This window comes from Haladaptatus pallidirubidus, assembly GCF_020700235.1.
GTDB classification, from domain to species: domain Archaea; phylum Halobacteriota; class Halobacteria; order Halobacteriales; family Haladaptataceae; genus Haladaptatus; species Haladaptatus pallidirubidus.
The window spans coordinates 1,905,047-1,928,547 of sequence record NZ_CP085301.1; the positions used below are offsets into that span (position 1 = coordinate 1,905,047).

Sequence of the window (23,501 nt, forward strand, 5' to 3'; positions counted from 1 at the left end):
GCCGCCAACGAAATCGAACAATCGCTGTGCCTGCGGGACGACTTCGAATTCAAACGACATCGGATGACGAAGAGATTGTAGCCGTCTCGGAGCCTTGCTTCTCCTAACGAAATTCGATTTCCGCCGAGTGGAATTTTATGCTCTCTCCCCCACACTCTCCTGAGCATGTACCTCGCCGACGAGACGTGGCCGGAACTGGGCGATTACGTCGCAGAAGAATCGGTCGCCGTCGTTCCGCTGGGTTCGACCGAACAGCACGGGCCGCACCTACCGCTCGCGACCGACCACCTCATCGCGGAGGCGTTGGCCCGCGAGGCCGCGGATCGAGCGGGCTACCTCTGTACGCCGACGGTAAACATCGGCGTCAGCCCCCACCACAAGCAGTTCCACGGGACGATGTGGGTGAACGCGCAGGCCTTCCGCGACTACGTCGAAAGCTTCACGCGAAATCTCACCTACCACGGCATCGACCGCATCGTGTACGTCAACGCCCACGGCGGGAACATGCACCACCTCCGAGAAGTGGGGCGGCGACTTCGCGAGGATGAAGTCACCTTCGCGGTGGAATGGATGTGGGACGAGTCGATACCCGACCTCGTAAACGACCTGTTCGAGTACAACGGACCCCACGGCGGGCCAAAGGAGACAGCGATGATTATGCACATCTCGGGCGAGTTGGTCAGTTCTGACCAACTCGCCAACGCTCGGGACGGAGGACTCCCCGACCTCAGGGACGGGAGTTTCACGATTCACGGCGCGCGCAACTACTACGACGCGATAGACAACACCGAAAACGGGGTTCTCGGCGACCAAACCGACGCAACGTCGGAAAAAGGCGAACAAATTTTCGAAGCGGCGACCGACCAACTCGTGAAACTGCTCGACTGGGTGGACGACGCGCGATTTTCGGATTTGATGGCGAAACCGCACGTTGACCCGCAACCCGGCAGTCGGCGGGAGTAGGAAGTCGGGCTTTTGACAACTGATGTTATTCCGAGTTCATCGCTATCTCCCTTATTGCCGACGTTTCTGACATCAAACTAGTTATATTCTGAAACAGCCACAACAGTTTTAAAATTACTGTTGATCATAAAAATAGCTTGCATAGACAGCCATGCCAAAATAACCCATAACGCCCCATGGCACAAACAGTAATGGAAACGAAATCGGCGCACAGTTCGTATGGAAGTCGACTCCGCGATACCGCGAGCGGATTCTTCCAAAAGTATGGGCTGGGGTTCGTGATGGTTGCGAGCTACTTCGGTTCGGGGTCGGTGTTCATCGCGAGTTCCGCCGGGGTTCGGTACGGCTACAGCCTGCTCTGGGCCGTCGTCGGCGCGGTGCTGTTGGGGTTCATGGCGCAGGATATGAGCGCCCGACTCGGAATCTTCGGCGAATCGCTGATGACGTTCGTGCGCCGAAAAATCGGTTCGACAGGGGCGACGGTACTGGCCGTGCTCCTCTCCATCGGGTGTGTCGCGTGGACGCTCGAACTTACCGCCGCAGTCGGAAAGGGTGTCTCGATTCTCCTCGACGGAGCTATCGGCTGGCAACCGCTGGCGCTGGTTACCGGCGTGCTCGCAATCCTCATCGGCGTGCTGAACTACGATGGTGTCGAGCGCATCATGACTGCCATGATGCTCATCCTGCTCGTCATCTACATGGGTGTCGCGGGTGTGAGCAGCCCGTCGATTGCCGACGTGGCGGGCGGGTTCGTTCCCTCGGTTCCCGCTGGCGGCGCGCTGACGCTCGCCGCCGCCATCATCGGGACGACTGCGCTGTGGCCGAACTTCTTCCTCGAATCGAACCTCGTCTCACGGAAAGGGTGGGTCGATGAAGAGGGCGTCTCTGAGATGCGGCGTGACCTCGGCATCGGCTACCTCGTCGGCGGCCTAACGACGGTGGCAATCGTGGTCGTCGCCGCGGCGGTTCTGCGCCCCGCGGGGTACACCGAACTGGAGTCGTTCATCACGCCGGGCCGGGCACTTGCCGACGTGTTCGGCGAGTGGGCGATGGTCGTCTTCCTCCTTGGAACCCTTGCGGCGGCGTTCAACAGCATCATTCCAATAATGTGGACGCCCGCCTACCTGTTCCAGAACGCGCGTGGCCGAGTCGCAGACAGCGCGAGCAAGGAGTTCAAAATCATCTACGCGGTTGGCGTCGGCATCGGAAGCCTTTCGCCGCTCGTCCACCAGTTCGCAGGGCTGAGCGTCATCGACATGATACTCCTGTTTCCGGCGTACAACGCCATCGTGGGGCTGCCGATTACGGCGGTGCTACTGTTCTGGGCGGTCAACGACAAGGATACGATGGGCGAACACCGAAACGGAATCGCGCTTATGGCGCTCAACTTCCTGCTCATCGTTCTTTCGACGTATCTCGCCGCGACATCGCTCCCCGGGTTCATCGATGCACTGACATCGGGTGGGCTTTGATAGCCGAAACAAATGCTCCCTGAACCGACGATACTGGCGGTACTAATCGTTATCGCCTTCTTGTCCGGCATCGGAATCACCGCCGTTGGGCCGGGTGGGATTTTCATTACAGTCGCCCTCTTTGCGCTCACCGACGTTTCGTCGTCGGTCGTCGCTGGAACCGCGATGACGACGTTCGTCTTCACGGGCATACTCGGAAGTCTCACCTACCTCCAGTCCGGCGAACTCCGCTCGTCGTCGGGGCGACGACTCGCGATTCTCGTAACGGTTCCGAGCGTCGTCGGCGCTGTCGTCGGGGCACTCGTTAACACGATTCTCTCCGACGGCCTGTTCGGACTCATGCTGACGGGGTTCACCATGGTCGTCGGCGCGAGCATCGTCTATCGGGAACGACAGGGAATTGGTTCGAAATGGTCGTTTCGCGCTGATTCGACTGTCGGCGTGGTCGCCTTCGGCACGCTCGGCTTCGCCATCGGCGTTTTGGGCGGCCTGCTCGGCGTTGGCGGGCCGGTGATCGCCGTCCCACTCCTCGTCGTGTTGGGCGTCTCGATGCTCAACGCGCTGGCTGCCGCGCAGGTGCAGTCAGTGTTTCTCTCCGCGTTTGCGGCCTCGACGTACTTACTGCAGGGTGCAGTGTCGATTCCGCTGGCCGTCGCCATCGGCGTCCCCGAACTCGTCGGCGTTGTCCTCGGTTGGCGAGTCGCACACCACATCGAACCGGCACGGTTGAAGCTCGCACTCGGCGGGGTACTCATCATGGCCGGAGTTGCCCTTCTTCTTCCGTAATTTCCGACGACGTGCGTACTACGCCGCGATGCAGTCGAAAAATCGCTCCGTGAGCGCGTCGGCGAGCAGGGCGACGAGTTCGTCGTCGTCGTCCAACTCGCCGAAAACTCCGAGTGGGACGACGCCACCCGCCATATCTCGGTGGCCCCCGGCGCTCCCGAATCCGTCGAACGCCGCGATCAGTACGTCGCCGATGTGAATCCGCGGGTCGCGGGTTCGGGCGCTCAAATGCACCGTATCATCGATGATTCCGAATACGAACGTTGTCGTGACGCCTTCCAGATTGAGGAGGTAGTCCGCCGCCTGCGGAAGGGTATCTCGTTCGTCGGTTCGTCCCGTATGGGTTACGAGATAGGAGCCTCGAACCGTCCGATTTTGAATCGTTTCCCCGAGCGAATCGAGCATTTCGTGCGTGAACAGCGAATCGGAGAGTTCGCGGAGCAGGTTGATGTCTGCGTGCGGATGTAAAAATCGGGCGCTCGTGTACTCCGCCGGAGTGGCGCTCCGCGTGAACGCGAGCGTTTCCCGGCGGATGCCGAACAGGAGCGCCGTCGCCAATCGGGTGTCGAGTTCGATATCGAGGCAGGTGAAATAGTCGGCGAGGATGGATGCTGTCGCACCGACACCGACCCTGTGGTCGATGTATCGGGCATCTATCTCCGAAACCGGGTGATGGTCGATGACAATGTCGGGCGTCGTCCCTTCTGGAACTGAGTTGTTCACGCCGGGTTTAGCGTGGTCGACGAACGCGACGAGCGAGGAGGCACGGAGACACCCCTCGGTGAATCGGTGAAGGTCTACGTCGAGAACGTTAACCATCGCGCGGTTCTGTTGATGCGTAATCTCGCCGCCGTAGTAGAGGGTGACTTCTTCGACGCCGACCGAGTCTGCGATAGTCGAGAGAGCGAGTGCGCTACTGATGGTGTCGGGGTCGGGATTGTCGTGACAAACAATAGCGAGCGAGTTGTTGTCATCCAAAAGTTGAAGCAGGGAATCGAGACGGTTCTCGGTCTGACCCAGTCCCGAATCGTGCGTGACCTCCGTTCCACTGCTCATAGCTTTTCTCTCGACTGTACTGATGTGAGTAATACATTCCTCACCGAAAAACAGTTTCGGCCATTTTACTAATTCTACGAGAAAAGAAATAAAATTTATAACTAAAAATCAGTATTGGGGAAAAATATCAATGATATTGAGAATTCCATCGAAACGGGGACGGATATTCCGAAATTGCTCATTTATCTAATTGCCAATCACCGTCGGTAGCTCACCGCGATTCCCTCTCCAAGAGGAATGACCGAGGTTTCGAACGCCTCGTCCTCGCGCATCGTCAGCAGGTACTCCGCGATGCCGCGACTGTCTTCGTCCAATTCGGGGTCGTCCCCCTCCAGCGCGGCGAGAATTGCGTCGAAATCCTGTATGCCGCTGACCATCGCGTTGTCGGCAACGATAACGCCCCCGGGAGCGACTTTGTCGCGGACTGCTTTCAGCGCCTCGGGATAGCCATCTTTGTTGTGGTCGATGAGGACGACGTCGAACGGCCCGTCGTGGCGCTCGATCGTGTCCATGGCGTCGCCGTTTTCGAAGATGGCACGGTCTGCGACTCCTGCAGATTCGAGGAACTGTCGGGCTTCGTGCAGTTCGTCCGCGTCGTACTCCGTGAGGACGATTTCGCCGTCCTCCGGGAGTGCATCGGCGAACCAGTACGCCGAGTAACCGAACCCCGACCCGAATTCGAAGATTCGCTCCACGTCCACGGCGTGCGCGAGCAATCGCAGGAACTGCCCGACTTCGCGCCCAACAGTCGGAAACCCTTCTCCACGTTCCTCCATCGCTTTCTGCGTCTCGCTCGCTTCAGGGAGTGCAGCGCGCACAAACCGTTCCGTCTCCTCCGGCAGGATGTCCGTCATACCTTACGAAACGATGGCAGTGTGGTTAACGTTCGGTGTTTGGTTGTGAACACGACTTTCATTTTTTGAGCTATCATCCCGCGGACTCGGGACTCTGTCATCTGTGTGCCCGTCTTCCGAGGACGAACAGTGCAATCGTGAGCAGTATCCAGAGAGAGACCATTCGGACGCCCGCTTCCGCCGTTTCAGCCGGTTGTGCGGTTTCCGCTTCACCCGCCTTCGTCTTCGGTTTCTCCGTTCGCATGGACTCTCGAAACGGCCAGAGCGAGAATAAAGATGATGGGCGGAGGAAAGCGGAGCAGATTCTATAGTAATGGCTTTCTGCATGTGAATGCAAGAGTTCTAATACAATCATCAGGTAAATAATGATCTGGAACAGATCGAGGCAATCCTGTTTGACCTCGACGATACGTTAGTGCAGTATGAGAGATCTCCCGGTGAGGTGCTACGGTCGTCCTTCGAAATCCTAGACAGTGAACCACTTTTCTCGGTTGCGGAGTACTATGCCCGATACGATGAGTTCGCAGAGAAATGCGAATCCATGGAAAAACTTCGCTCTGAATGTTTCGCAGCGCTTGCTGATGAGAACGGGTACGAACAGCAGCGTGGACGAGACGTTGCGGATACATTCAGTGATGCTCGCGATCAGACAGATAAACGTCAAGTTACTCCCATCAGTCACCCGTGTCTTGAACGAGCTCAGCCAAGAGCACCGGCTTGCGATCGTGACGAACGGAGCACCGAATGCACAACAGCAGAAGATCAACGCTGTGAATCTCGAACGTTGGGTTGATGCGATTGTTATTGCGGGTCACGATATACCGCCGAAACCCGACCCAGAACCGTTTGAACGAGCGATTCAGTTACTCAACGCAACATCCGCTACCACAGTACACGTCGGTGATTCACTGGAAACATATATTGCTGGTGCATCTGCTGCCGGACTCGATTCCGTCTGGCTTTCCGACAGTGATAATATCACGGAATATACTCCGACTCATCAAATAGAGTCTATTGTCGATCTTTTGTCCTTCCCGTGGATAGAGGAGTCGCCATCCAATTCTGGGTAAAGTGTCGCAGCTGAACGAATTCGACGTCGGGTTCGCACGCGAACCCGACAACCTCAATTTCTCGAACACTATCCGAAAGGATGCTCTCGGTTGGCGGACTCGTTGCTCAGTCGGCCATTCCTCGTCGCTCGACGACCACTTCCTTCGTCTTCTTCGCGTCGATACCGAACAGAAATCCGGAGATGAAGAGGAGTTCGTTCCCGACGTAGTACCGCTGGACGATGTAGTCCACGAGCGGAAGAACCGGGTCGGGAGTGAGCTGCAGGACGACGAGAATCAGCGCGACGAACGCGGCAACTCCCGCAAACCAGCGTATCACAGTCCCGGAGATAAATCCGGCGACGAACACGACGACGGCCATCATGAGGCTCATACCCCTCTCTCGGGTCCGATTGCGTTTTAAATTGACGGGGAAAAATCCCGATACCTTCCGAATATCCACGAGTAGGTGTCGATTACACCACGGAAGGCTGGTCATACCAAAGTGGGTTTCGAGCGTTTTTCGCTGTGAAGAAAAACCCATGTCCACCGTGAACCACGCACGATACGGAGTTGAGAATTGTCCCACGACCATCTGTGACCACTACGGGGCCGTCTGATGACGCAAGAGCCGACCTGCGAAATGGTCGTTTCCGAAACCGGCTGGATAGAGATTCGAAATCCCGACGAAACCGACGACGAGTGGTTGCTGTCGGATACGGCGGTCGAAGTTCTCCAATAGCGCTTCGAAAGTGGATATCGCCGGTAGATTACTCGTTGGATATATTCCGAAAAAATGGAAAAATAATGCCGTCAGACACGCGCCTGACTGACTTTCTTGTAGGTGGATGTCATGGGTCGTGATATGGTACTCGTACCTGTCGCACCCGTTTTCGGGGCCGACACAGCGGACGCGACAGTCGCTGGTGAGCCTGTATGACCGAGCGAAGCGTTTGCATTGAAGTGCTAATCGCGGATTCGCCGGAGGACGCCCCAGCCGTCGAAGCTGACTCCCGCGTCGATGTTTCGGTAAATGGGCAGATGTATCCGACTGCGAAACTCGTAGACGGCCGATACGTGGCTTGGTGGTTCGAGACGGCGGCACCCGCTCCTGACTCTAGCGTGACGACCGAGTGGGTCGCCGCACCGACGCGCTATCTGGCCGCCGCGACGCTGGACGAACTCTGGGAGAATCCGGCATCGTTCGACACGCTCACGGAAGCGTAACTGTCGAAACGGATACGAACGTCGGTTCTCGTTTCAAATTCCTCATCGGCGGTCGATTTCTACAACCGGTCGATTCCCCTTTGCGAATCGCGTGACCGTCGCTGGTGGGTGTCCGTCCGCACCGCTCGCGTCCATCCGTTTCGTATCCGCCGTTGGCGGCGGTCTCTGGGATGTATTTTCACGCTCGAAAGAAGCAATCGGCCGACGAACGCCGTCAAACAGAGATTGAACAACACCACCAGCGCGATGTCCGCGGTTACGAATGCAACAAACAGCGCAGTCAGTATCGCTCGAACGCCCAGCCCCACCGCGCTGACCGAACAAACAGTGCGAAGGAGGGCGCTTGTCCACCCGTAATCGCGCCGCATATCGCCCTTTTTGTAGTGAATCGGCGAACGCTCGACACTCCACGCGAGTAGTTGCCCTACGCTCACTCTGGGTCGTCCGGTACTTCGAAACGACACCACGGCTGACCCGTAGCAGTGCGCTAACGATTCCCGATTCCGCCGACCTCCTCGCGCCATCGTCGGGTACTGACGTTCGCATCCCTTTTCAAACCGCGTCAGACGACGGACTGACACCGTTTTTTTAGCGCCCTCGGCGTAGCAGACTCCGTTTTGCGGTGTCTTCGAGGAAGAAAGAACCGTGCCGAGCACCTACAGTCGTTTGACTTTGATATACTGATTCACGGCCTGAAATTCCCTGTCGAACAGCGTTGCGAACGATTCGTTCGGGTCTGCACGAAGTTGTGCGAAACAGTCCTGACACAGCGTTGATGCGGCGGGTGAGGGCTTTTGAACCGGGTGGGAGGCTCCGTCTATTGCGGTTCGAACGACCCGAAATATCGCGTCGCTTCGACAGCGTTTGCAGGATTCCCGACCGCGAGGCAGGTGCTCGCTTTCGGTTTCGATAGTGTTTCGATTCATCGACGTTCGAGTTCGAATCACGTTCGTCCGCGGTAAGAGTATATGTGGATTGTGTGGCTGTAGTTCCCCCCTACCGGATTTGCGCCCGACGAATCAACGACCCACTGCGTCGGGGTGATCCCCGCGCATCTCGTTCGATACGAACATATCCGATTACTAGTCAAAATTGAGTTACCTAAGGTACTGCTATGCCCGTCGGCCGACTACAGACAGAGTGGGATGACAGAGACGCTCAACCAACTCCACGTGTGGTGTCAGGGCGAGGAGTGGTGTCCGATTACTTCCACGACGACACTCATCGGGAAGAAGTGGCACCCGGTAATCATTCACCGGCTGCTCGAATACGGCCCGAGCGGGTTCAACGAGTTGAAGCGGGCCGTCGATGGCATTTCGAGCAAAGTTCTTTCCGATAGCCTCGAAGACCTCGAATCGAAACAGCTCGTGTCGCGCGAAATCGTCAACGAAAAACCGGTTCGCGTCGAATATTCGCTCACGAAGCACGGTGAATCGCTTCGCCCGGTCATCGTCTCCATGCGCGATTGGGGAACGGAATATCTCGCTCCTGCGGACAACCCGGAATCGTCCCTCGTGTGATGCACATTCTGCTCCGAATGCATTATCTTCGTTCCACCCGTCTTTTCTGAGGGGGGACTTGGAGTGAAACTCTGGGACGAACGCGATTCAGACGGCGTCGGAATCGGCTGGTGGCTGTTCGGAATCGCGCTAGCGGTCGTTCTCGTCGCCTCGCTCGATACCTATATCGGCTGGGTAGTGTTCGGTTTGTTTCTGTACTACGTCGCCCGGCCGATTGCCAGACGGCTTCGGAACCGAGGCGCGTCGCCCGGGCTCGCGTCGTTGCTCACGCTCGCACTCATCATCCTCCCGTTCGTGGGACTGCTCGGTGCCGTCGTCGTCATCTCGGTCGGGCAGTTGTCGGCAATACGACTCGCCGACATCGAGCAGATCGCGCGAACCCTCTTTCCCGGCTTCGAGACTGGAGCGATTCCGACCGACCCATCGCGGTTGTACGACGCCGCCACGCAGTTGCTCCGCGACCCGTCGGTCAGAAACCTGCTCGGCCAGTTCGGAGCCTTCGTCGGAACGTTCGCGACGCAGGCGTACAACCTCTTTCTCGCGCTCGTGTTTGTCTTTTTTCTGGTGCGCGACGAAGACCGGATTTCGGGTTGGTTCCAAACGACGGTGGCCGAGCGAGGAACGACGACGTACGAGTATCTCGACGCGGTTGACCGCGGCCTGAATTCAGTCTTTTTCGGCTACACGCTGACCATCTTCGTCATCGTCGTCACCTCCGCAGTACTTTACAACGGTCTGAATCTCATCGCGCCGCCGGGAATGGACATCCCGCAGACGATGCTCGTCGCGGTTGCGACCGGACTCGCGACACTGATTCCGCTCGTCGGCCGCTCCATCGTCTACCTCTTCGTCGTCCTCTATCTCGCGGTTATCGCGGTGCGAACCGACCCGACGCAACTCTGGTTTCCAATTCTGTTCTACGTTCTCATGGGGTTCGTGTTCGACAACGTCATCCGAACGTACGTTCGTCCGTATCTCTCCGGCCGCATGTTTCACACCGGACTCATCATGTTCGCTTACCTTCTCGGACCGCCGGTTTTCGGCTGGTACGGCATCTTCCTCGGCCCGCTCATCATGGTTGTCGCCATCCAGTTCCTCTGGGTGGTGTTCCCGGCTATGCTCCCCGGCGCGTCGGGCGCGCCCGACATGGGAGAAGAGGACGATTCGTTGGGGACAATCGACTCCGGAGACGACGGTTCCGACGACAGGGAAACGAGAGGTGACGGACGCGATCACGATGGTTCTGAACGCGACGATTCCACTGTATGATAATTTTACGACGCGGCGTCGCGCTCGTGTCGTAAAATCACACCACAACTATCGCAGTTCGTTTTCGCCGACGACGAGCGCGTTCGAAATGAGATTTTTGTAGGCTCGTCGCAGGCGCTCCGAGAGCGCCTGATGCGAGATGCCGAGGTCGTCGGACAATTCCTCGCCCGAAATTCCCCGCGGGATGTCGTAGTATCCCGATTCGAGCGCGGCCACGAGCGTTTCGTACTGCTCTTCGGTGAGTCCGTACTGGCCTCGTCGGGGGGATTCGTCCAACTGGTATATCTGCTCTATTTCGATTGGAATGTCGTTCGTTTCGCAGAACTCGTAGGTCGCGGAGAGGGCGTCTCGGTTGGGAAACAGGATTCTGAGTTGCCACTCGTCGTCCTTTCCGTTCGCGTCGATGATGGTGCCGCTTTCCTCGACGAGGATATGGATGGCGAACGTGGTTTGGCCGACCCACGACATTCGGTACAGCCATTCTTCGTCCAAATCGACGAGCAGTTCTACGTCTTCGGTCGTCGGATCATCTTCGAGTGCGCTTTGAAGGGATTCGAACTTCTCCGGTTCCGCCGCCGCCCAGATGTACGGCATCACTCGCTTGGCTTCCGAGGCGACGACGCGCTCGACTTCGAATGTGGCTCCGGGAACCCGTTCGAGCGTCGCCTGCAGTGCGAACCCGTCGGCGGGGAGTCGCATGATGGCGATTGTACTCATACACCGTCTTAGGGCCTTCTCACGGATGACTCTGCTGGCGAATCTGATTGACATCTCGGGAGGCTGGCACCTCTGCTGGCGTAAGCAGGCGATACGCTCTTTATGTAGCGTCCGAGTTCCCTGAACGATGGATGACTCCGAGAATCTCTCTCCACTCGCTGTACTTCGGGAGGCGGCGCTGACCGGCATCACCGTCGTCGTTCCATTGCTTATCACGGTGTACGTGCTCGTCGTGTTGCTCGATTTCGTCGCAACGGTACTCCGACCGCTGCTTTCGTACGTCTCTATCGATTCGATATACGTTTTGGGTGGGGTCACCATGGCGACCGTTTCGGCGCTGATTCTCGTCGTCGGGTTCATCGCCCACTCGCCGATGGGCGAACAAGCGATCGACGGCTTCGACCAAGCTATCAGCCAGCTTCCCGGACTCGGAACCATCTACCGGAGTTTCCGGCGAATGGGTGACGCCATGGTCGAGAGTGACGCCGACCATTTCCGCGACGTGAAACTGCTCGAATTTCCGACTGACGGAACCTACACCTTCGCGTTCGTGACGGCGGACACGCCGGACGGCATCCAAAGCGCGCTCGACGAGGGCCCCATGACGACTGTTTTCCTTCCGATGGCTCCGAATCCCGTCATGGGTGGATTCGTCGTCAACGTCCACGAGGACGACCTCGTGGACGTTGACCTCACGCTGGAAGAAGCGTTCCGCGGAATCGTGACGAGCGGCGTCGGACTCGACGAGATGAACGCGGATGCGGACGGTCTCACCGAAGACGAACTCCGGCAGTTGACGGGCTACGACGCCGTCAAGCGGAAGAATTGAAACTTAAACCAAATCGGAATTCACCGTGCCAACGACGCGAGCGCGCCAGCTAACACCTGGGTCGCGGCGGCGCAGTCTTCCCACGTTGTCCATTCTTCCGGATTGTGTGAAATGCCATCCCTCGACCGCGCGAAAAGCATCGCCGCGTCGGTCACATCCGCGACGTGCATCGTGTCGTGAGCCGCTCCCGAGTGCATTTCGAGGAGTTCGATATTCGCCGCGTCTCCGGCGTCGTGAACCGCTCGCCGACAGCGGTCGCTCATCTCCGTCGGCTCGAGGTCGAACTCGCGGGCGAAACTCGTCTCCACGCCGCGCTCCGATTCGAGGCGGGAAAGAGAGTCTCGCGCCAGCGAGACGAGTTCATCCATCGCATCGTAGGACACATCACGAATATCGACGCCCATCTCGACCGTTCCCGGAACGACGTTCGTCGCGTTGGGACGAACGTTGAGTTTGCCGACTGTGCCGACGGTGGTTTCGCCAACTTCGTTCGCCCCCTCCTCGACATCCCGTACGAACTCGCTCGCGGCCACCAGCGCGTCGGTTCGTTCCGGCATCGGGGTCGCTCCCGCGTGGTTCGCCTCGCCTAACACTTCGACAGCGCAGTGCGTTATTCCGGTAATCGTGGTCACGGTGCCGACCGGGAGGTCGGTGCGTTCGAGTCGCTTGCCCTGTTCGACGTGGAGTTCGAGCCACGAATCCCACTCGCTCGCGTCGAGTCTTCCCTCGCCATCGAATCCCATCGTTTCCAGCGCGTCCGCGAGCGTTGTCCGGCCGTCAGTCAGCGCGAGCGTCTCTTCGACTGACCGTTCTCCGACAGCGACGGACGACCCGAGGAGTCCGTCGGCAAATCGCTGGCCTTCCTCCTCCGTGAACGAAACGACCTCTATCGGGCGACTCGGTTCGACGCCGGAGCCTCGCATCGCCCGAACCGCTTCGAGCGCCGAGTAGACGCCGAGCGGACCGTCGAAAATTCCGCCCTCCGGCACCGAATCGAGGTGGCTCCCGGCGGCCACTGGCTTCGCATCGCGGGGCGCGCTCTCGGGCGTCCAGCGCCCCGCGATGTTGCCGACCGCATCCACGCGAACGTCGAGTCCGGCGTCTTCCAATCGCTCTACGAAATACTCGCGCGCCTTTCGGTTCGCTTCCGTTCCGGTGATGACGGTTCGTCCGTTCCCCTCCACGTCGAGCGCCCCAAACTCAGCGTTCGCTTCGATGTCCTCCCGCAGCCGTTCGCCGTTGATTTCCATGCGTGAATGGTGGTCTGCCGAGGGCAAGAAGTTCGGGGTGGCGGTTCCGGATTGCCAATGGCCACGAACTCCCGATTGCCGCCTGTTGATTGCCGCGCGTTACCGCTCTCCCTTTCGGCTTATTTTCCGACGTCCGACGGTCGTGCTATGGGGCAGGGTTTAGGCGATTCACGTGGTACCTGTGGGTATGGCCGCCAGTCACTCGGTGACGAAGTCCGACGAGGGGCCGGGGGACGCCGTGACACTGACCAACGTTCGGAAGACGTACCATCTTGGAGAGCCGGTACATGCGCTGGACGGCGTGACGCTGTCGATTCCACGAGGGTCGTACTCCGCTGTCATGGGACCGAGCGGGTCGGGAAAGAGCACCCTACTCAACCTCATCGGCTGTCTCGACACGCCGACCGAGGGAACAGTTCACGTCAACGGACGGAAGGTGACCGGACTTTCGGAGAGCGAGCGAACGTCGGTTCGCGGTGAGGAAATCGGATTCATCTTCCAGACGTTCAATCTCATGCCGCGACTGACCGCCCGGGAAAATATCTCCCTCCCGCTCGTCTTTCAGGGGATTTCCCGCTCGGAGCGACAGGAGCGGGCCGACGACCTTCTTTATAAAGTCGGCCTTCGAGGCCGAGGAGACCACCGCCCGAACGAACTATCGGGCGGCCAACGCCAGCGCGTCGCCATCGCGCGAGCGCTGGCGAACGACCCTGCCATCCTTCTGGCCGACGAACCGACGGGCAACCTCGACAGCGAAACCGGCCAACAAATCATGGGCCTGTTCGAGGAACTCAACGACGATGGCCACACCGTGTTGATGGTGACTCACGAGCGCGACATCGCGGAACACGCGGAGCGAATCGTCCACATCCTCGACGGTACCATCGAGAGCGTGGAGGAAATCGAGGCTCCGCGTCGGGTCGAAGAAGCGTGATAAGCAGTTTTGAGGATTCCGACGCCAACAGTCAAGCAGTCCCCTTACGAACGCTTCTTCATGGACATCGCGTTCGTCGCGTACGACGGCATGACCGCGCTCGATTTCGTCGGTATTTACGACCCGCTGACCAGACTCGATACGATGGGGTTCCGCGACGACATGACGTGGGATGTGTGCGCCCGATCCGAGCGCGTCACCGCGAACGCGGGACTCGAAATCGTTCCCGATGTGGTGGACGAGTCCCTTTCCAACTACGACATGTTGGTCGTGCCGGGCGGGTTCGTTGCCCGTGAACTCGCCGAGGACGACGAGTTTATGCCGTGGTTGGCAACGGCGGATGCGGAATGGACTGCCTCGGTCTGTACCGGGTCGCTCCTGCTCGGTTCGGCAGGATTTTTGGACGGCAAGCGGGCGACGACGCATCCCGGCGCCTACGAGCGACTGGCGGAATACTGCGACGTGGTCGAGGAGCGAATCGTCGTCGATAGACGGGTGGCGACAGCGGGCGGCGTCACGTCGGGCATCGACCTCGGTTTGTGGCTCTGTTCAGAACTGGAAGACGAGGAAACTCGCGAAGCTATCAAAAATCAGATGGACTACCCCTACTAGCGATGGCCAATTCCGCCCCCTAACGCCCGGAATCGCTCGTTTTCCACCGACGTTATCTCAGCAGGGTTAAGAGCGACGCCGTCGCGTTGGTGGATATGCGAGCCTATCGGGCGAAAGTCGTCGAACCGATTCACCTTCCCGACCGAGACGAACGCGAGGCCAACCTCGAATCCGCGGGATACAACGTGTTCAACCTCGACTCGGAGGACGTTTTCATCGACTTGCTGACCGACAGCGGGACGGGGACCATGAGCGACGAGCAGTGGGCCGCGATGATGCGCGGCGACGAGGCGTACGCTGGCAGTGATAGCTTCAAACGCCTCCAAGACAGCGTTAGTGACGTGATGGGTTTCGAAAAAATCGTCCCGGCTCACCAGGGCCGCGGTGCCGAAAACGTCCTCTACGGCGTCCTCATCTCCGAAGGCGACTACGTCCCGAACAACACGCATTTCGACACGACCCGAGCGCACATCGTGAACAACGGCGGGACACCCGTCGATTGTCCGATAGACGTTGCCGACGACGACCCGTTCAAAGGTAACCTCGACCCCGACAAAGTTCGGGACTTGGCGGGCGACGTCGGCGCTGAAAATATCCCCGTGCTCGTCGTCACCGTCACGAACAACTCGATGGCTGGCCAACCCGTGAGCGTCGAGAACATCCGCGAGGCGCGCGACGTTGCCGACGAAATCGACGCCACGTTCGTCATCGACGCCTGTCGATTCGCCGAGAACGCGTACTTCGTCCAACAGCGAGAGGACGAGTTTTCGGACGCGAGCGTCGCCGACATCGCCCGCGAGGAACTCTCTTTCGCCGACGCAATCGTCATGAGCGGCAAGAAAGACGCCCTGTCGAACATCGGCGGATTCGTCGGCGTGCGCGACGACTCCTTGTTCGAGGCCACCAAACAGCGCGGCATCCTCTACGAAGGGTTCACGACCTACGGTGGACTCGCCGGGCGCGACTTGGAAGCCATGGCTGTCGGTCTTCGGGAAGCCGTCACCGAGAGCTACATTGAATCCCGCGTCGAACAGGTCGCGGAACTCGGCAATCTGCTTCAGGAGGCGGACGTGCCGATTTTCGCCCCGACGGGCGGCCACGCGGTGTACGTGGATGCCGAGGAGTTCCTCCCCGAAATCCCCCGCGAGCAGTTCCCCGGGCAGGTTCTGACCTGCGAACTCTATCGAGAAGGCGGCGTTCGCGGCGTCGAACTCGGCGAGTTCGCCTTCCCCGGCGAAGACCGCCCACAACTCGTTCGTCTGTGTCTCCCGCGTCGGTCGTACTTCCGCGATCATCTGGAGCACATCGCGGAATCGTTCGAGAAGGTCGCCGAGCGACGCGACGAACTCAGGGGGCTAACAGTCGTTTCCGAACCGGAAATGGAGGAACTTCGCCACTTCAGTGCGGAACTCGAACCGGTCGAGTAAAAACTAACAGAGGCGGAGAAACGATTATACGTTCCGGACGTGTTTTCTTCTAGAGAATGATGGACGAGGTCGATAATCTGGGATTCGTTGCGATGAGCGTCCTAGGGGTTCTCATCGTTTCTGAACTCGTCAGTATCGAGGTTACACTCGGTTTGTTCTTGCCGTCAGCCTCGCTACCGGATTCGTTCGCTATCCATGCGGTCGAAAGTGGTGGGCGTCCGGATGGCTGTTGTTTTCACTTTTCGTTTCCTCGCTTCCGTTCGTTAACAGCAGATCGGTCGCCCTCGGCGTGTTTTTCGGCGTAGTTGTTTCGGTGGTGACACTCCTGTTTGGCCAATTGGGACTCATCGAGCGGTTTTCGCTGCCGCCGATTCGTAGTAAAAGCAGTTGAAAACGCTCTATTTTAGAGCATTGCGGAATACAGCGTCCTATTGAATCTCCTTCGATAATATTGATCGTTTGCGCAAAAAGTATTTCACCCTCGTGACGAATTTTCGAGTAGCGGAGTCATCGTGTCCGACAGAATGAGCGTAAACGACACATCCGTGACAGTGCTGTTCACCGTCGATTCACTCCGAGCAGACGCTTTCACGTCCGACGGTGTCATCGCTACTCTCGGTGAACGGGGAACCGTCTTCGAAAACGCATTCGCTCATGGAAACTGGACGCCGTTCTCGTTTCCGTCGATTCTCGGTGCGAAACCGGTGTTCACCGATTCGCAGAACATCGGTGTCGCCGATGCCCCGACGCTGGCCGAAACGCTCTCTGATGCGGGCGTTTCGACCGCTGGTTTCAACGGTGCAAACGGATTTTTAACCGAACATTGGGGCTACGACCGGGGATTCGACGAGTTCGAGACGTTCACCTCCGGAACGGGCGACAGCCTCTACAGTAAATATCTCACCGCCCATCCAACCGTGCAGGCGTGGCTTCAAGTCGCGGCGTCGCCGGTTCGGCGACTCCTCGGGAAGGAGGGCGGCGCGCAAAACGTCTCACGAATGCTCGATCTGGAACGCAAAGCCATCGACTTCGTGGAACGGGCGGAACCGCCGTTTTTCCTCTGGGTTCACTACATGGACGTTCACACACCTTATGTCCCCGCCCCGAAGTTCGTCCGCGACGAAACTGGCGCGAACGTCGGGTCGTTGAAGATGCTTCGCGCCCACCTCCGGGCCGGATTGGGGCGCGAAGTCGGCGACGACACGCTCTCCGACCTCGAATCGCTGTACCGGGCCGCGGTTCGGCAGGTGGACGCCAGCGTCGGTCGAGTGCTGTCAGCACTCGACCGACGCGGATTTCGCGACGATGCTTGCGTCGTCCTCGCGGGCGACCACGGCGAAGAGTTCATGGAACATGGCCATCTGGCGCATTACCCGAAACTGTACGAGGAACTGACCCACGTCCCGCTTATGGTTCAGCACACAGACGATGAGACAGAGCGCGACGACACCGACACGAAGCAAACCTCCGATGAGAACGGGGTAAAGCAGGCGGTCGGTCTGGCGTCGATCCCGGCGACCATCTGCGACGCAATGGGCGTCGAGCACGACTTTTCCGCCCCTAGTTTGCTCGACACCGCCGTCGAATCGAAATCCGAGTCGGAAATCGAATCCGAACCCGAGTGCGAAACCGAACTACAACTCGACATCGAATCCGAGTTCGATTTCGCCTCTGCGCCGGTCACCTCGGTTGCGGTTCGCGGTGAGCACGTCACCCGCCAACCGATTCCGCGCCGCCTGGACGACGGTGAACTTCTCGTGAGCGCCCGAACCGCCGACTGGTCGTACATCTACCACACCGAATCCGAAAATCGAGAACTGTACGATAGACGCCGCGACCCGACCGAACAGGAGAACCAATGGGACGACCATGAAGGATCCGAACTCGCAAGCCGCCTTCACGATTCGGTCGAAACGCGAATCGAACGAATCGAAACCGACGAGGGCGACGAATCGGGCGAAGTACCGTCCGACGTGACGAACCAGTTGAAGGCGCTCGGCTATCAGTGATTTCTCGGTTTTGAATCGTTTTCACAACTCACGGCGATTCGACTGCCGGACGTTTTAGTCGATAGCCGACGATGCTGATTCGGGGTGGAACGATGGTAGCACACGATACCCAGCCACGTCGAAATCGGTGGCTATGGCGCGGTTCGAATCGTGAACGTCTCGGGGGTTACGACTGATGGCGCGGTGCTCGTACTCTACGGTTCGACCGAGGGCTAAACCGCGACCATCGCGGAGCGAATCACCGAGATGCTGGACTCCGCGGGTCACGCCCCGACACTGATTCACGGCAAGCGCGTTCCCGATGGATTCCGGCTGTCGAAGTACGACGCCGTCGTCGGTGCGTCGGTTCACAGGGGAACCCATCAGCAGTTCGTCACTCAGTTCGTTCGAAACCACGCAGAGGCGTTGAATCGACTGCCGTCGGCCTTCATCTCGGTGAGTTTGACCGCCGCGGAGGATACCGACGCGGTGCAGGCGACGGCCAAAAATCTGGTCGCGGAGGTTCTCGCGGATACTGGCTGGCATCCCGATAGCACGGCGGTCGTTCCGGGCGCGCTCAAATACAGCCAATACGGGACGCTCACGAAACTCGTGATGAAGTACGTCGCAATGAAGATGGGCGGTGGAACGGACTCCTCGCGCGATTATGAGTACACGGACTGAGATGATATCGAGGAGTTCGCAACAGCCTTTGCTCGTTCCCTCGATTGACAAGCGTGTGAAAAATAGACGATAAACGGATGGAAAATCGTTTTCTATCCGTTCTCCGTCCCTCGTTTTAGTTTGGGCTTCGAACCGTAGTACTCAGCAGATTGAGTTCGCTACTGAAGACGGTTGCATCCCCCGAGAACCGCCGTCGGTCGCCCTGACTGAAACTCGCGTCCCGCGAGAACATTATCGCCGTGATTGCGGCGACCGATCCACCGAGGTCGTAGCGGATGACCCATCCGCTGTAGTCGTCCGGTTGGCTGATTTCGTCCACGCTGCCGCCACCGGGGCGTTCAAGCAGTCGCACCGTGGTCGACTGATCGAGCGCGTTGGTGACGCGGAACGGCACGTTGGGGTGGTAAGCGTACGTGTAGACGAGTACGCTATCCGTATCCTGCGCGGCAGCGGTGCCAGCACTCCCGAGACCGAGCGCGAGCGCACCTGTTGCGAGCGCGCCCTTTTTCATGAACGTTCGGCGTGACTCGTCTGCAAAGACGCCCCCTGCGTCCTCTCCCGAGTCGTCTGTGTCTATTTTTTCACTCTCTTCCATATTCGACCGCACTTTGGAGATTGGTCACTCATATACATAAGGACATAGTATTGTTGTGCTTTTAGACAAATCCTCCCTCCTCCTCTTCCCTCGTGCTCTCTCCAGCGAACCGCGCCGAGCGAATGGCTAGCTCGCAGAAAGCGTATCGAGGACGCGGTCGAAACGCGCCCGAACGTCCCCCGCGATATCGTCCAACTCGGGGTTGTCCACGACCGAGAGCATCGTTTCCGGATCGACCATGCTGACGACGACGCCGTCGTCGGTTTCGTAGACCACGACGTTACAGGGTAAGAGCACGCCGAGGTCGTTTTCGGCGTCCAATCCCTCCTTCGCTAGCAGCGGGTTACACGCGCCGAGAATCCGGTATTCGGGATACGATTCGATATCAAGCTTTTCCTCGAACGCTTCGCTCACGTCGATGTCGCTTAGGATGCCGAATCCCTCGTCGCTGAGGGCGTCCGTGGTTTTTTCGACGACTTCCTCGAACTCGCCATCGACGTGTCGCTTGTCGTAGTAGGCCATCGCCACGAACTACACGGTGGGAGTAGTTAGTAGTTGAGGTCGTTTCATGCAAACATCCATCGGGCGCTGAAACCGACACTGCAACTGGAAGCGGTGCATCCGTAATTACACTTGGGATTGTATTGCTCATCTCACACAATACATATGGATAAAAATCGACTAGCTGTTTGTGAACGAATCCGACGACACGTGTGACAGGAACGAGGAGCCCGACAGTCACTCCTCGTCGGTCGAGAGGTACTCGGTTGACTAAACGAGGTGGACGCAAACGGAATGATTTGGTGAGCGACTACCCCTCGCTTAGTCCGCGTGGGCGGTCGCTTCCTCCTGCTCACCGCTCGACTCGAAGTAGGTCACATACACCTGTGCGACGAAAACGGCAGTGAAAACGACGTTGAGAACCGTCGTGTAGGCGTTTGGTACGGTTCCACCGGCTTGTCCCTGGTTCGGAATCAGGTTAACCGCGCTCCACGCGAAGTGGGTGGCGATTCCGGTCAACGTCGCCACGGCGAAGATGGAGCAAAACAACGCCGCCGCCAGTCGCTTGCCGTAGTATTTGCGGTACATATCTACGATGTGCGGAACGATGAGGTCAGCGTAGATGAACGACATGACACCGCCAAACGGGATTCCGGCGTTCCACAACACGAGTGCGAAGGGGACGTTTGCCACCGAGCAAACGAAGGTGATGACGCCGACGAACACGCCGATTGCGGAGCCGAGGACGACCCACGCGACGGTTCCCTCTGGCGCGAGTGTGAACAGTTGTGCCCACCACGACCGGGGCACGAACGCGGCGAGGAGCGAGGCGACGATAAATCCCGCGACGAGGTCGTCCCAGAGCATTTCCCACTCGCTGATTGCGTTTCGGAAGGCGTTTTTCCACCCCGAAGTAGTGAACAGTTTGTCTTTCCACGTCCGATTCTTTTGTTGATTTAGGTAGGTCTCCTTGCACGATTCCGAGCAGAAATGCTCGGTTCCACCATTCGTCTCGACGCTCAGAGTGTCCGAGGAATCAGGGTCAACTTCCATTCCGCAGATAGGGTCTCGAACTGCGTCGTTCCCCTCGTCCGATTGCACGTGCTCGCGGGCCGCCTCGAACCACGTGTCGGGAATCGCATACTTCGTGATGCCTGCAAGCAAGAGAATCATTAAGACTCCCCCGAACACGTCGGCGGCGACAAACTGCCATCCGAGGAGAATCCACATCACCAGACCGATTTCGATGACGAGGTTCGTGCTGGCGAACTGGAATCCAGCGAACGAGGATTCCGGCGATGCTCCTTTTTTGAACAACGATTTCGTCGTCGCAACCGCCCCGAACGAACAGCTGGACGAAAGAAAGCCGAAAACACTGCCGAGTCCGACTTCCTTCAATCCCCTTCCGCCGAGCAAGTTCGTCATCCGTTCTTCGCTGACGAACGCCTGTACTGCTCCCGCGATGGTAAATCCTAGCACCAACGCCCACCACGTCTTCCACGTCATCTCGCCGAGAAAGGTTCCAGCATCCACGAGATTTTGGACGACGTTCATGGAGGACGCTAAGGGAACGATGCTTTCGGTCGTTGTGGTTAAGAAAACGAAACTCGGAAAGTGGGTTTAACACCGATTACAGCCCATGTGTTGCCTATCCCGTAATTCGGACTATCACCAGACGCGAAAGTGGCCAAATCGAGCTAAACTGAGCCGAGTAGAGAATAATATTCAAAGCCGAGATGGATGAGTTTCTTGAGAAAAATTCGAGCGTCGATCCCAACGCTGTGCCGATGGAAATAGTCTCAACGTGAACGACATTCCGTCATCACGATATCCGCGCTAATCACGTTCCCTTCTTCCGTCGGATGAGTACCGGGGAAACACGCACCCCAGCCGAATCCTTTTGCCGTCCCCGTTCTTCGACCACAGCATGTCCGAACCACGGTATTCAGTCGCACGCTATTTGAGTATCGACAGCACCGAGTCGCCGACGATTTCGGTCGATGGCGACCTCGTCTTTCTTTCTGACACGACCGGTACGCCGCAGGTCTGGTCACTCGACGCGCCGGGCGCCTATCCGTCTCAGCTCACCGCATACGACGAACGGATTTCGTTCGTCTCGGCCTCGCCGACCCGTCCGGAGGTCATTTTCGGTATGGACGAGGGGAGCAACGAACACGACCAACTGTTCCGGTACGACCTGCACGATGGTGCCGAAATCCCGCTCACGGACGACCTCAGTTCGATTCACCTCTGGGGCGGATGGAGTCCCGACGGCGACCGGTTCGCTTTCACAGCGAATCGCCGCCAATCGGACACCTTCGACGTGTACGTGCAAGGTCGAAACGACGCGAAGGCGACGCTCGTCCACGAGGGGGAAAGTGGTTTCCTCAGCATCGAAACGTGGGGTGAACCCGGTATCGTCCTCTCGAAAGCGCACGCCAGTTTCGACTACGATCTGTTTTTGCTGAAGCCGGAAACGGGAGAGCACCGCCGATTGAGCGACGGCACTGAAACACGCTACGGAAACGTCCGGTTCGGATTTGACGATCGACTGTACTGCGTGACGAACCACGACTCGGACACGGCCGGTATCGCTCGAATCGACCTCGAAGACGGAACGCACGAAACGATTCAGGCGGGCGGCGACTGGAACGTCGAAGGGTTTGCGCTCCACGGGGAAACGGGACGAATCGTGTGGAGTCGCAATGTTGACGGCTACTCCGAGGTTCACGCCGGGCGCCTCGTAGACGGCGAAATCGAACCACTCGAAGACCCCGCTGACCCGGGCGACCCGTCCGACTCCGACAACCTCGACCTTCCGAAGGGTGTGGCTTATGACCTGACCTTCGGCCCGGACGGCCAGCAGTGTACGCTTTCGCTCAGCCGAAGCGACGACCCGAGAAGCGTGTTCGTCCTTGACGCCGAAACTGGCGAATCGGAGCGCTGGACGAATCCCGGAACGCTCGGTGTCCCCAAAGAGAGCCTTCTCGAACCGGAGACGATTCGATACGAGACGTTCGACAGACGGGAAATTCCCGCCTACTGGACGCTTCCCGAGAACGCATCTCCCGGCGACACACCCGTTATCGTGGATATTCATGGCGGGCCGGAACACCAGCGCAGACCGTGGTTCTTCCCGACGAAGCAGTACTTCCTCCAGCAGGGGTACGCAATTTTCGAGCCGAACGTCCGCGGGTCGTCGGGCTACGGCACGGAATACACGCATTTGGACGACGTAGAAAAACGGATGGATTCGGTCGCCGACATCGAATCCGCGGTCGAGTGGCTCCACGACCACGAGGCGGTGGATTCCGATCGAATCGTCGCGTATGGTCGCTCTTACGGCGGATTCATGGTTCTCGCGGCGATTACGGAGTATCCCGACCTGTGGGCCGCCGCGGTCGATTTCGTCGGCATCGCGGACTTCAAAACCTTCCTCGAAAATACAGGAGAGTGGCGGCGTTCGCACCGCGCACAGGAGTACGGTTCGTTAGACGACCCGGAACTCCTCGAACGAATCAGCCCGATTCACAAAGCCGACCGGATTTCCTGCCCGCTGTTCATCCAACACGGCGCGAACGACCCCCGAGTTCCGGTCGGGGAGGCCGAACAAATCGCCGAAAAGGTTCGAGAACGCGGCGTTCCGGTCGAGATCTGTATTTTCGATGACGAAGGCCATCACACGACCTCGCGGGAGAACCTAATCGAGGAGTTCGAACGCATCGGGAAATTTTTGGAAACGCACGTCTGAAACGAGGTCAGCGGTTG

General features: G+C 58.5%; 28 protein-coding genes. 16 read left to right on the plus strand and 12 right to left on the minus strand.

What is annotated here, in order from left to right; genetic code table 11:
- Positions 1–165 precede the first annotated feature (165 nt).
- From LIX15_RS10385 to LIX15_RS10395, 3 genes are all read left to right on the plus strand, one after another.
- A complete protein-coding gene (locus LIX15_RS10385) occupies positions 166–963 on the plus strand; it encodes a creatininase family protein (protein ID WP_227776858.1) in 798 nt (265 codons plus the stop codon).
- Between the two features lie 191 nt (positions 964–1,154).
- Entirely contained in the window at positions 1,155–2,435 is a 1,281-nt protein-coding gene (locus tag LIX15_RS10390; protein WP_345410781.1) for an Nramp family divalent metal transporter, read from the plus strand.
- A 12-nt stretch (positions 2,436–2,447) separates the two neighbouring features.
- Complete coding sequence (locus LIX15_RS10395) at positions 2,448–3,221, plus strand: sulfite exporter TauE/SafE family protein (protein ID WP_227776860.1); 774 nt, start codon at positions 2,448–2,450, stop codon at positions 3,219–3,221.
- An 18-nt stretch (positions 3,222–3,239) separates the two neighbouring features.
- Here the strand turns inward: LIX15_RS10395 and LIX15_RS10400 are convergent, their stop codons facing one another.
- The 3 genes from LIX15_RS10400 to LIX15_RS10410 form a co-directional block, all read right to left on the minus strand.
- Positions 3,240–4,277, minus strand: a complete 1,038-nt coding sequence (locus LIX15_RS10400; RefSeq protein WP_227776861.1) for a DHH family phosphoesterase — start codon at positions 4,275–4,277, stop codon at positions 3,240–3,242.
- Between the two features lie 197 nt (positions 4,278–4,474).
- Entirely contained in the window at positions 4,475–5,131 is a 657-nt protein-coding gene (locus LIX15_RS10405) for an O-methyltransferase (protein ID WP_227776862.1), read from the minus strand.
- Positions 5,132–5,228: 97 nt separating this feature from the next.
- Complete coding sequence (locus LIX15_RS10410) at positions 5,229–5,375, minus strand: hypothetical protein (RefSeq protein WP_227776863.1); 147 nt, start codon at positions 5,373–5,375, stop codon at positions 5,229–5,231.
- A 271-nt stretch (positions 5,376–5,646) separates the two neighbouring features.
- On the opposite strand from LIX15_RS10410, the gene LIX15_RS10415 reads away from it, so the two are divergent.
- Complete coding sequence (locus LIX15_RS10415; protein WP_227776864.1) at positions 5,647–6,201, plus strand: HAD family hydrolase; 555 nt, start codon at positions 5,647–5,649, stop codon at positions 6,199–6,201.
- Between the two features lie 106 nt (positions 6,202–6,307).
- Here LIX15_RS10415 and LIX15_RS10420 read toward each other — a convergent pair whose 3' ends face one another.
- Entirely contained in the window at positions 6,308–6,574 is a 267-nt protein-coding gene (locus LIX15_RS10420; RefSeq protein WP_227773128.1) for a hypothetical protein, read from the minus strand.
- A 225-nt stretch (positions 6,575–6,799) separates the two neighbouring features.
- Between LIX15_RS10420 and LIX15_RS32780 the strand changes: the two genes are divergently transcribed.
- Together LIX15_RS32780 and LIX15_RS10425 are read left to right on the plus strand one after the other, a co-directional pair.
- Positions 6,800–6,922 (plus strand): hypothetical protein, encoded by a 123-nt coding sequence (locus tag LIX15_RS32780; RefSeq protein WP_265338363.1) that lies wholly within the window; start codon positions 6,800–6,802, stop codon positions 6,920–6,922.
- A gap of 194 nt (positions 6,923–7,116) precedes the next feature.
- Entirely contained in the window at positions 7,117–7,407 is a 291-nt protein-coding gene (locus tag LIX15_RS10425) for a hypothetical protein (RefSeq protein WP_227773129.1), read from the plus strand.
- 59 nt (positions 7,408–7,466) lie between these two features.
- On the opposite strand, the gene LIX15_RS10430 is transcribed toward LIX15_RS10425, so the two are convergent.
- Positions 7,467–7,841 (minus strand): hypothetical protein, encoded by a 375-nt coding sequence (locus LIX15_RS10430; protein WP_227773130.1) that lies wholly within the window; start codon positions 7,839–7,841, stop codon positions 7,467–7,469.
- A 222-nt stretch (positions 7,842–8,063) separates the two neighbouring features.
- A complete protein-coding gene (locus LIX15_RS10435) occupies positions 8,064–8,333 on the minus strand; it encodes a hypothetical protein (RefSeq protein ID WP_227773131.1) in 270 nt (89 codons plus the stop codon).
- A gap of 219 nt (positions 8,334–8,552) precedes the next feature.
- On the opposite strand from LIX15_RS10435, the gene LIX15_RS10440 reads away from it, so the two are divergent.
- Together LIX15_RS10440 and LIX15_RS10445 are read left to right on the plus strand one after the other, a co-directional pair.
- Positions 8,553–8,927, plus strand: a complete 375-nt coding sequence (locus LIX15_RS10440) for a winged helix-turn-helix transcriptional regulator (RefSeq protein WP_227773132.1) — start codon at positions 8,553–8,555, stop codon at positions 8,925–8,927.
- 63 nt (positions 8,928–8,990) lie between these two features.
- A complete protein-coding gene (locus tag LIX15_RS10445) occupies positions 8,991–10,196 on the plus strand; it encodes an AI-2E family transporter (RefSeq protein ID WP_227773133.1) in 1,206 nt (401 codons plus the stop codon).
- Positions 10,197–10,244: 48 nt separating this feature from the next.
- Here LIX15_RS10445 and LIX15_RS10450 read toward each other — a convergent pair whose 3' ends face one another.
- On the minus strand, positions 10,245–10,913 hold the full coding sequence (locus tag LIX15_RS10450) for a helix-turn-helix domain-containing protein (protein WP_227773134.1): 669 nt from the start codon (positions 10,911–10,913) through the stop codon (positions 10,245–10,247).
- 127 nt (positions 10,914–11,040) lie between these two features.
- On the opposite strand from LIX15_RS10450, the gene LIX15_RS10455 reads away from it, so the two are divergent.
- Positions 11,041–11,742 (plus strand): DUF502 domain-containing protein, encoded by a 702-nt coding sequence (locus LIX15_RS10455; RefSeq protein ID WP_227773135.1) that lies wholly within the window; start codon positions 11,041–11,043, stop codon positions 11,740–11,742.
- A gap of 20 nt (positions 11,743–11,762) precedes the next feature.
- Here the strand turns inward: LIX15_RS10455 and LIX15_RS10460 are convergent, their stop codons facing one another.
- A complete protein-coding gene (locus tag LIX15_RS10460; RefSeq protein ID WP_227773136.1) occupies positions 11,763–12,992 on the minus strand; it encodes a M20 family metallo-hydrolase in 1,230 nt (409 codons plus the stop codon).
- Between the two features lie 187 nt (positions 12,993–13,179).
- Between LIX15_RS10460 and LIX15_RS10465 the strand changes: the two genes are divergently transcribed.
- The 5 genes from LIX15_RS10465 to LIX15_RS10485 all read left to right on the plus strand — a co-directional run bounded on the left by LIX15_RS10465 (position 13,180) and on the right by LIX15_RS10485 (position 17,974).
- The gene (locus tag LIX15_RS10465; RefSeq protein WP_227773137.1) at positions 13,180–13,926 is read left to right on the plus strand and encodes an ABC transporter ATP-binding protein; all 747 of its coding nucleotides are present in this window, start codon (positions 13,180–13,182) and stop codon (positions 13,924–13,926) included.
- A 60-nt stretch (positions 13,927–13,986) separates the two neighbouring features.
- On the plus strand, positions 13,987–14,538 hold the full coding sequence (locus tag LIX15_RS10470; protein ID WP_227773138.1) for a DJ-1/PfpI family protein: 552 nt from the start codon (positions 13,987–13,989) through the stop codon (positions 14,536–14,538).
- A 95-nt stretch (positions 14,539–14,633) separates the two neighbouring features.
- Positions 14,634–15,965, plus strand: coding sequence for a tryptophanase (locus tag LIX15_RS10475; RefSeq protein ID WP_227773139.1), 1,332 nt, complete (start codon positions 14,634–14,636; stop codon positions 15,963–15,965).
- Positions 15,966–16,021: 56 nt separating this feature from the next.
- The gene (locus LIX15_RS10480; RefSeq protein WP_227773140.1) at positions 16,022–16,270 is read left to right on the plus strand and encodes a hypothetical protein; all 249 of its coding nucleotides are present in this window, start codon (positions 16,022–16,024) and stop codon (positions 16,268–16,270) included.
- A gap of 219 nt (positions 16,271–16,489) precedes the next feature.
- A complete protein-coding gene (locus tag LIX15_RS10485; protein ID WP_227773141.1) occupies positions 16,490–17,974 on the plus strand; it encodes a sulfatase family protein in 1,485 nt (494 codons plus the stop codon).
- A 54-nt stretch (positions 17,975–18,028) separates the two neighbouring features.
- Here the strand turns inward: LIX15_RS10485 and LIX15_RS10490 are convergent, their stop codons facing one another.
- Positions 18,029–18,241 carry a hypothetical protein gene (locus tag LIX15_RS10490; RefSeq protein WP_227773142.1) on the minus strand — a complete coding sequence of 71 codons (213 nt, stop codon included), beginning with the start codon at positions 18,239–18,241 and terminating at the stop codon, positions 18,029–18,031.
- Here LIX15_RS10490 and LIX15_RS10495 point away from each other — a divergent pair.
- On the plus strand, positions 18,221–18,637 hold the full coding sequence (locus LIX15_RS10495) for a flavodoxin domain-containing protein (protein ID WP_265338364.1): 417 nt from the start codon (positions 18,221–18,223) through the stop codon (positions 18,635–18,637). The genes LIX15_RS10490 and LIX15_RS10495 overlap by 21 nt on opposite strands.
- 115 nt (positions 18,638–18,752) lie before the next feature.
- Here the strand turns inward: LIX15_RS10495 and LIX15_RS10500 are convergent, their stop codons facing one another.
- From LIX15_RS10500 to LIX15_RS10510, 3 genes are all read right to left on the minus strand, one after another.
- Complete coding sequence (locus LIX15_RS10500; RefSeq protein ID WP_227773143.1) at positions 18,753–19,232, minus strand: hypothetical protein; 480 nt, start codon at positions 19,230–19,232, stop codon at positions 18,753–18,755.
- Positions 19,233–19,358: 126 nt separating this feature from the next.
- On the minus strand, positions 19,359–19,754 hold the full coding sequence (locus LIX15_RS10505; RefSeq protein WP_227773144.1) for a DUF302 domain-containing protein: 396 nt from the start codon (positions 19,752–19,754) through the stop codon (positions 19,359–19,361).
- Between the two features lie 300 nt (positions 19,755–20,054).
- Positions 20,055–21,287 carry a permease gene (locus LIX15_RS10510; protein ID WP_227773145.1) on the minus strand — a complete coding sequence of 411 codons (1,233 nt, stop codon included), beginning with the start codon at positions 21,285–21,287 and terminating at the stop codon, positions 20,055–20,057.
- A 373-nt stretch (positions 21,288–21,660) separates the two neighbouring features.
- On the opposite strand from LIX15_RS10510, the gene LIX15_RS10515 reads away from it, so the two are divergent.
- Positions 21,661–23,484, plus strand: coding sequence for a S9 family peptidase (locus LIX15_RS10515; protein ID WP_227773146.1), 1,824 nt, complete (start codon positions 21,661–21,663; stop codon positions 23,482–23,484).
- Positions 23,485–23,501 lie beyond the last annotated feature (17 nt).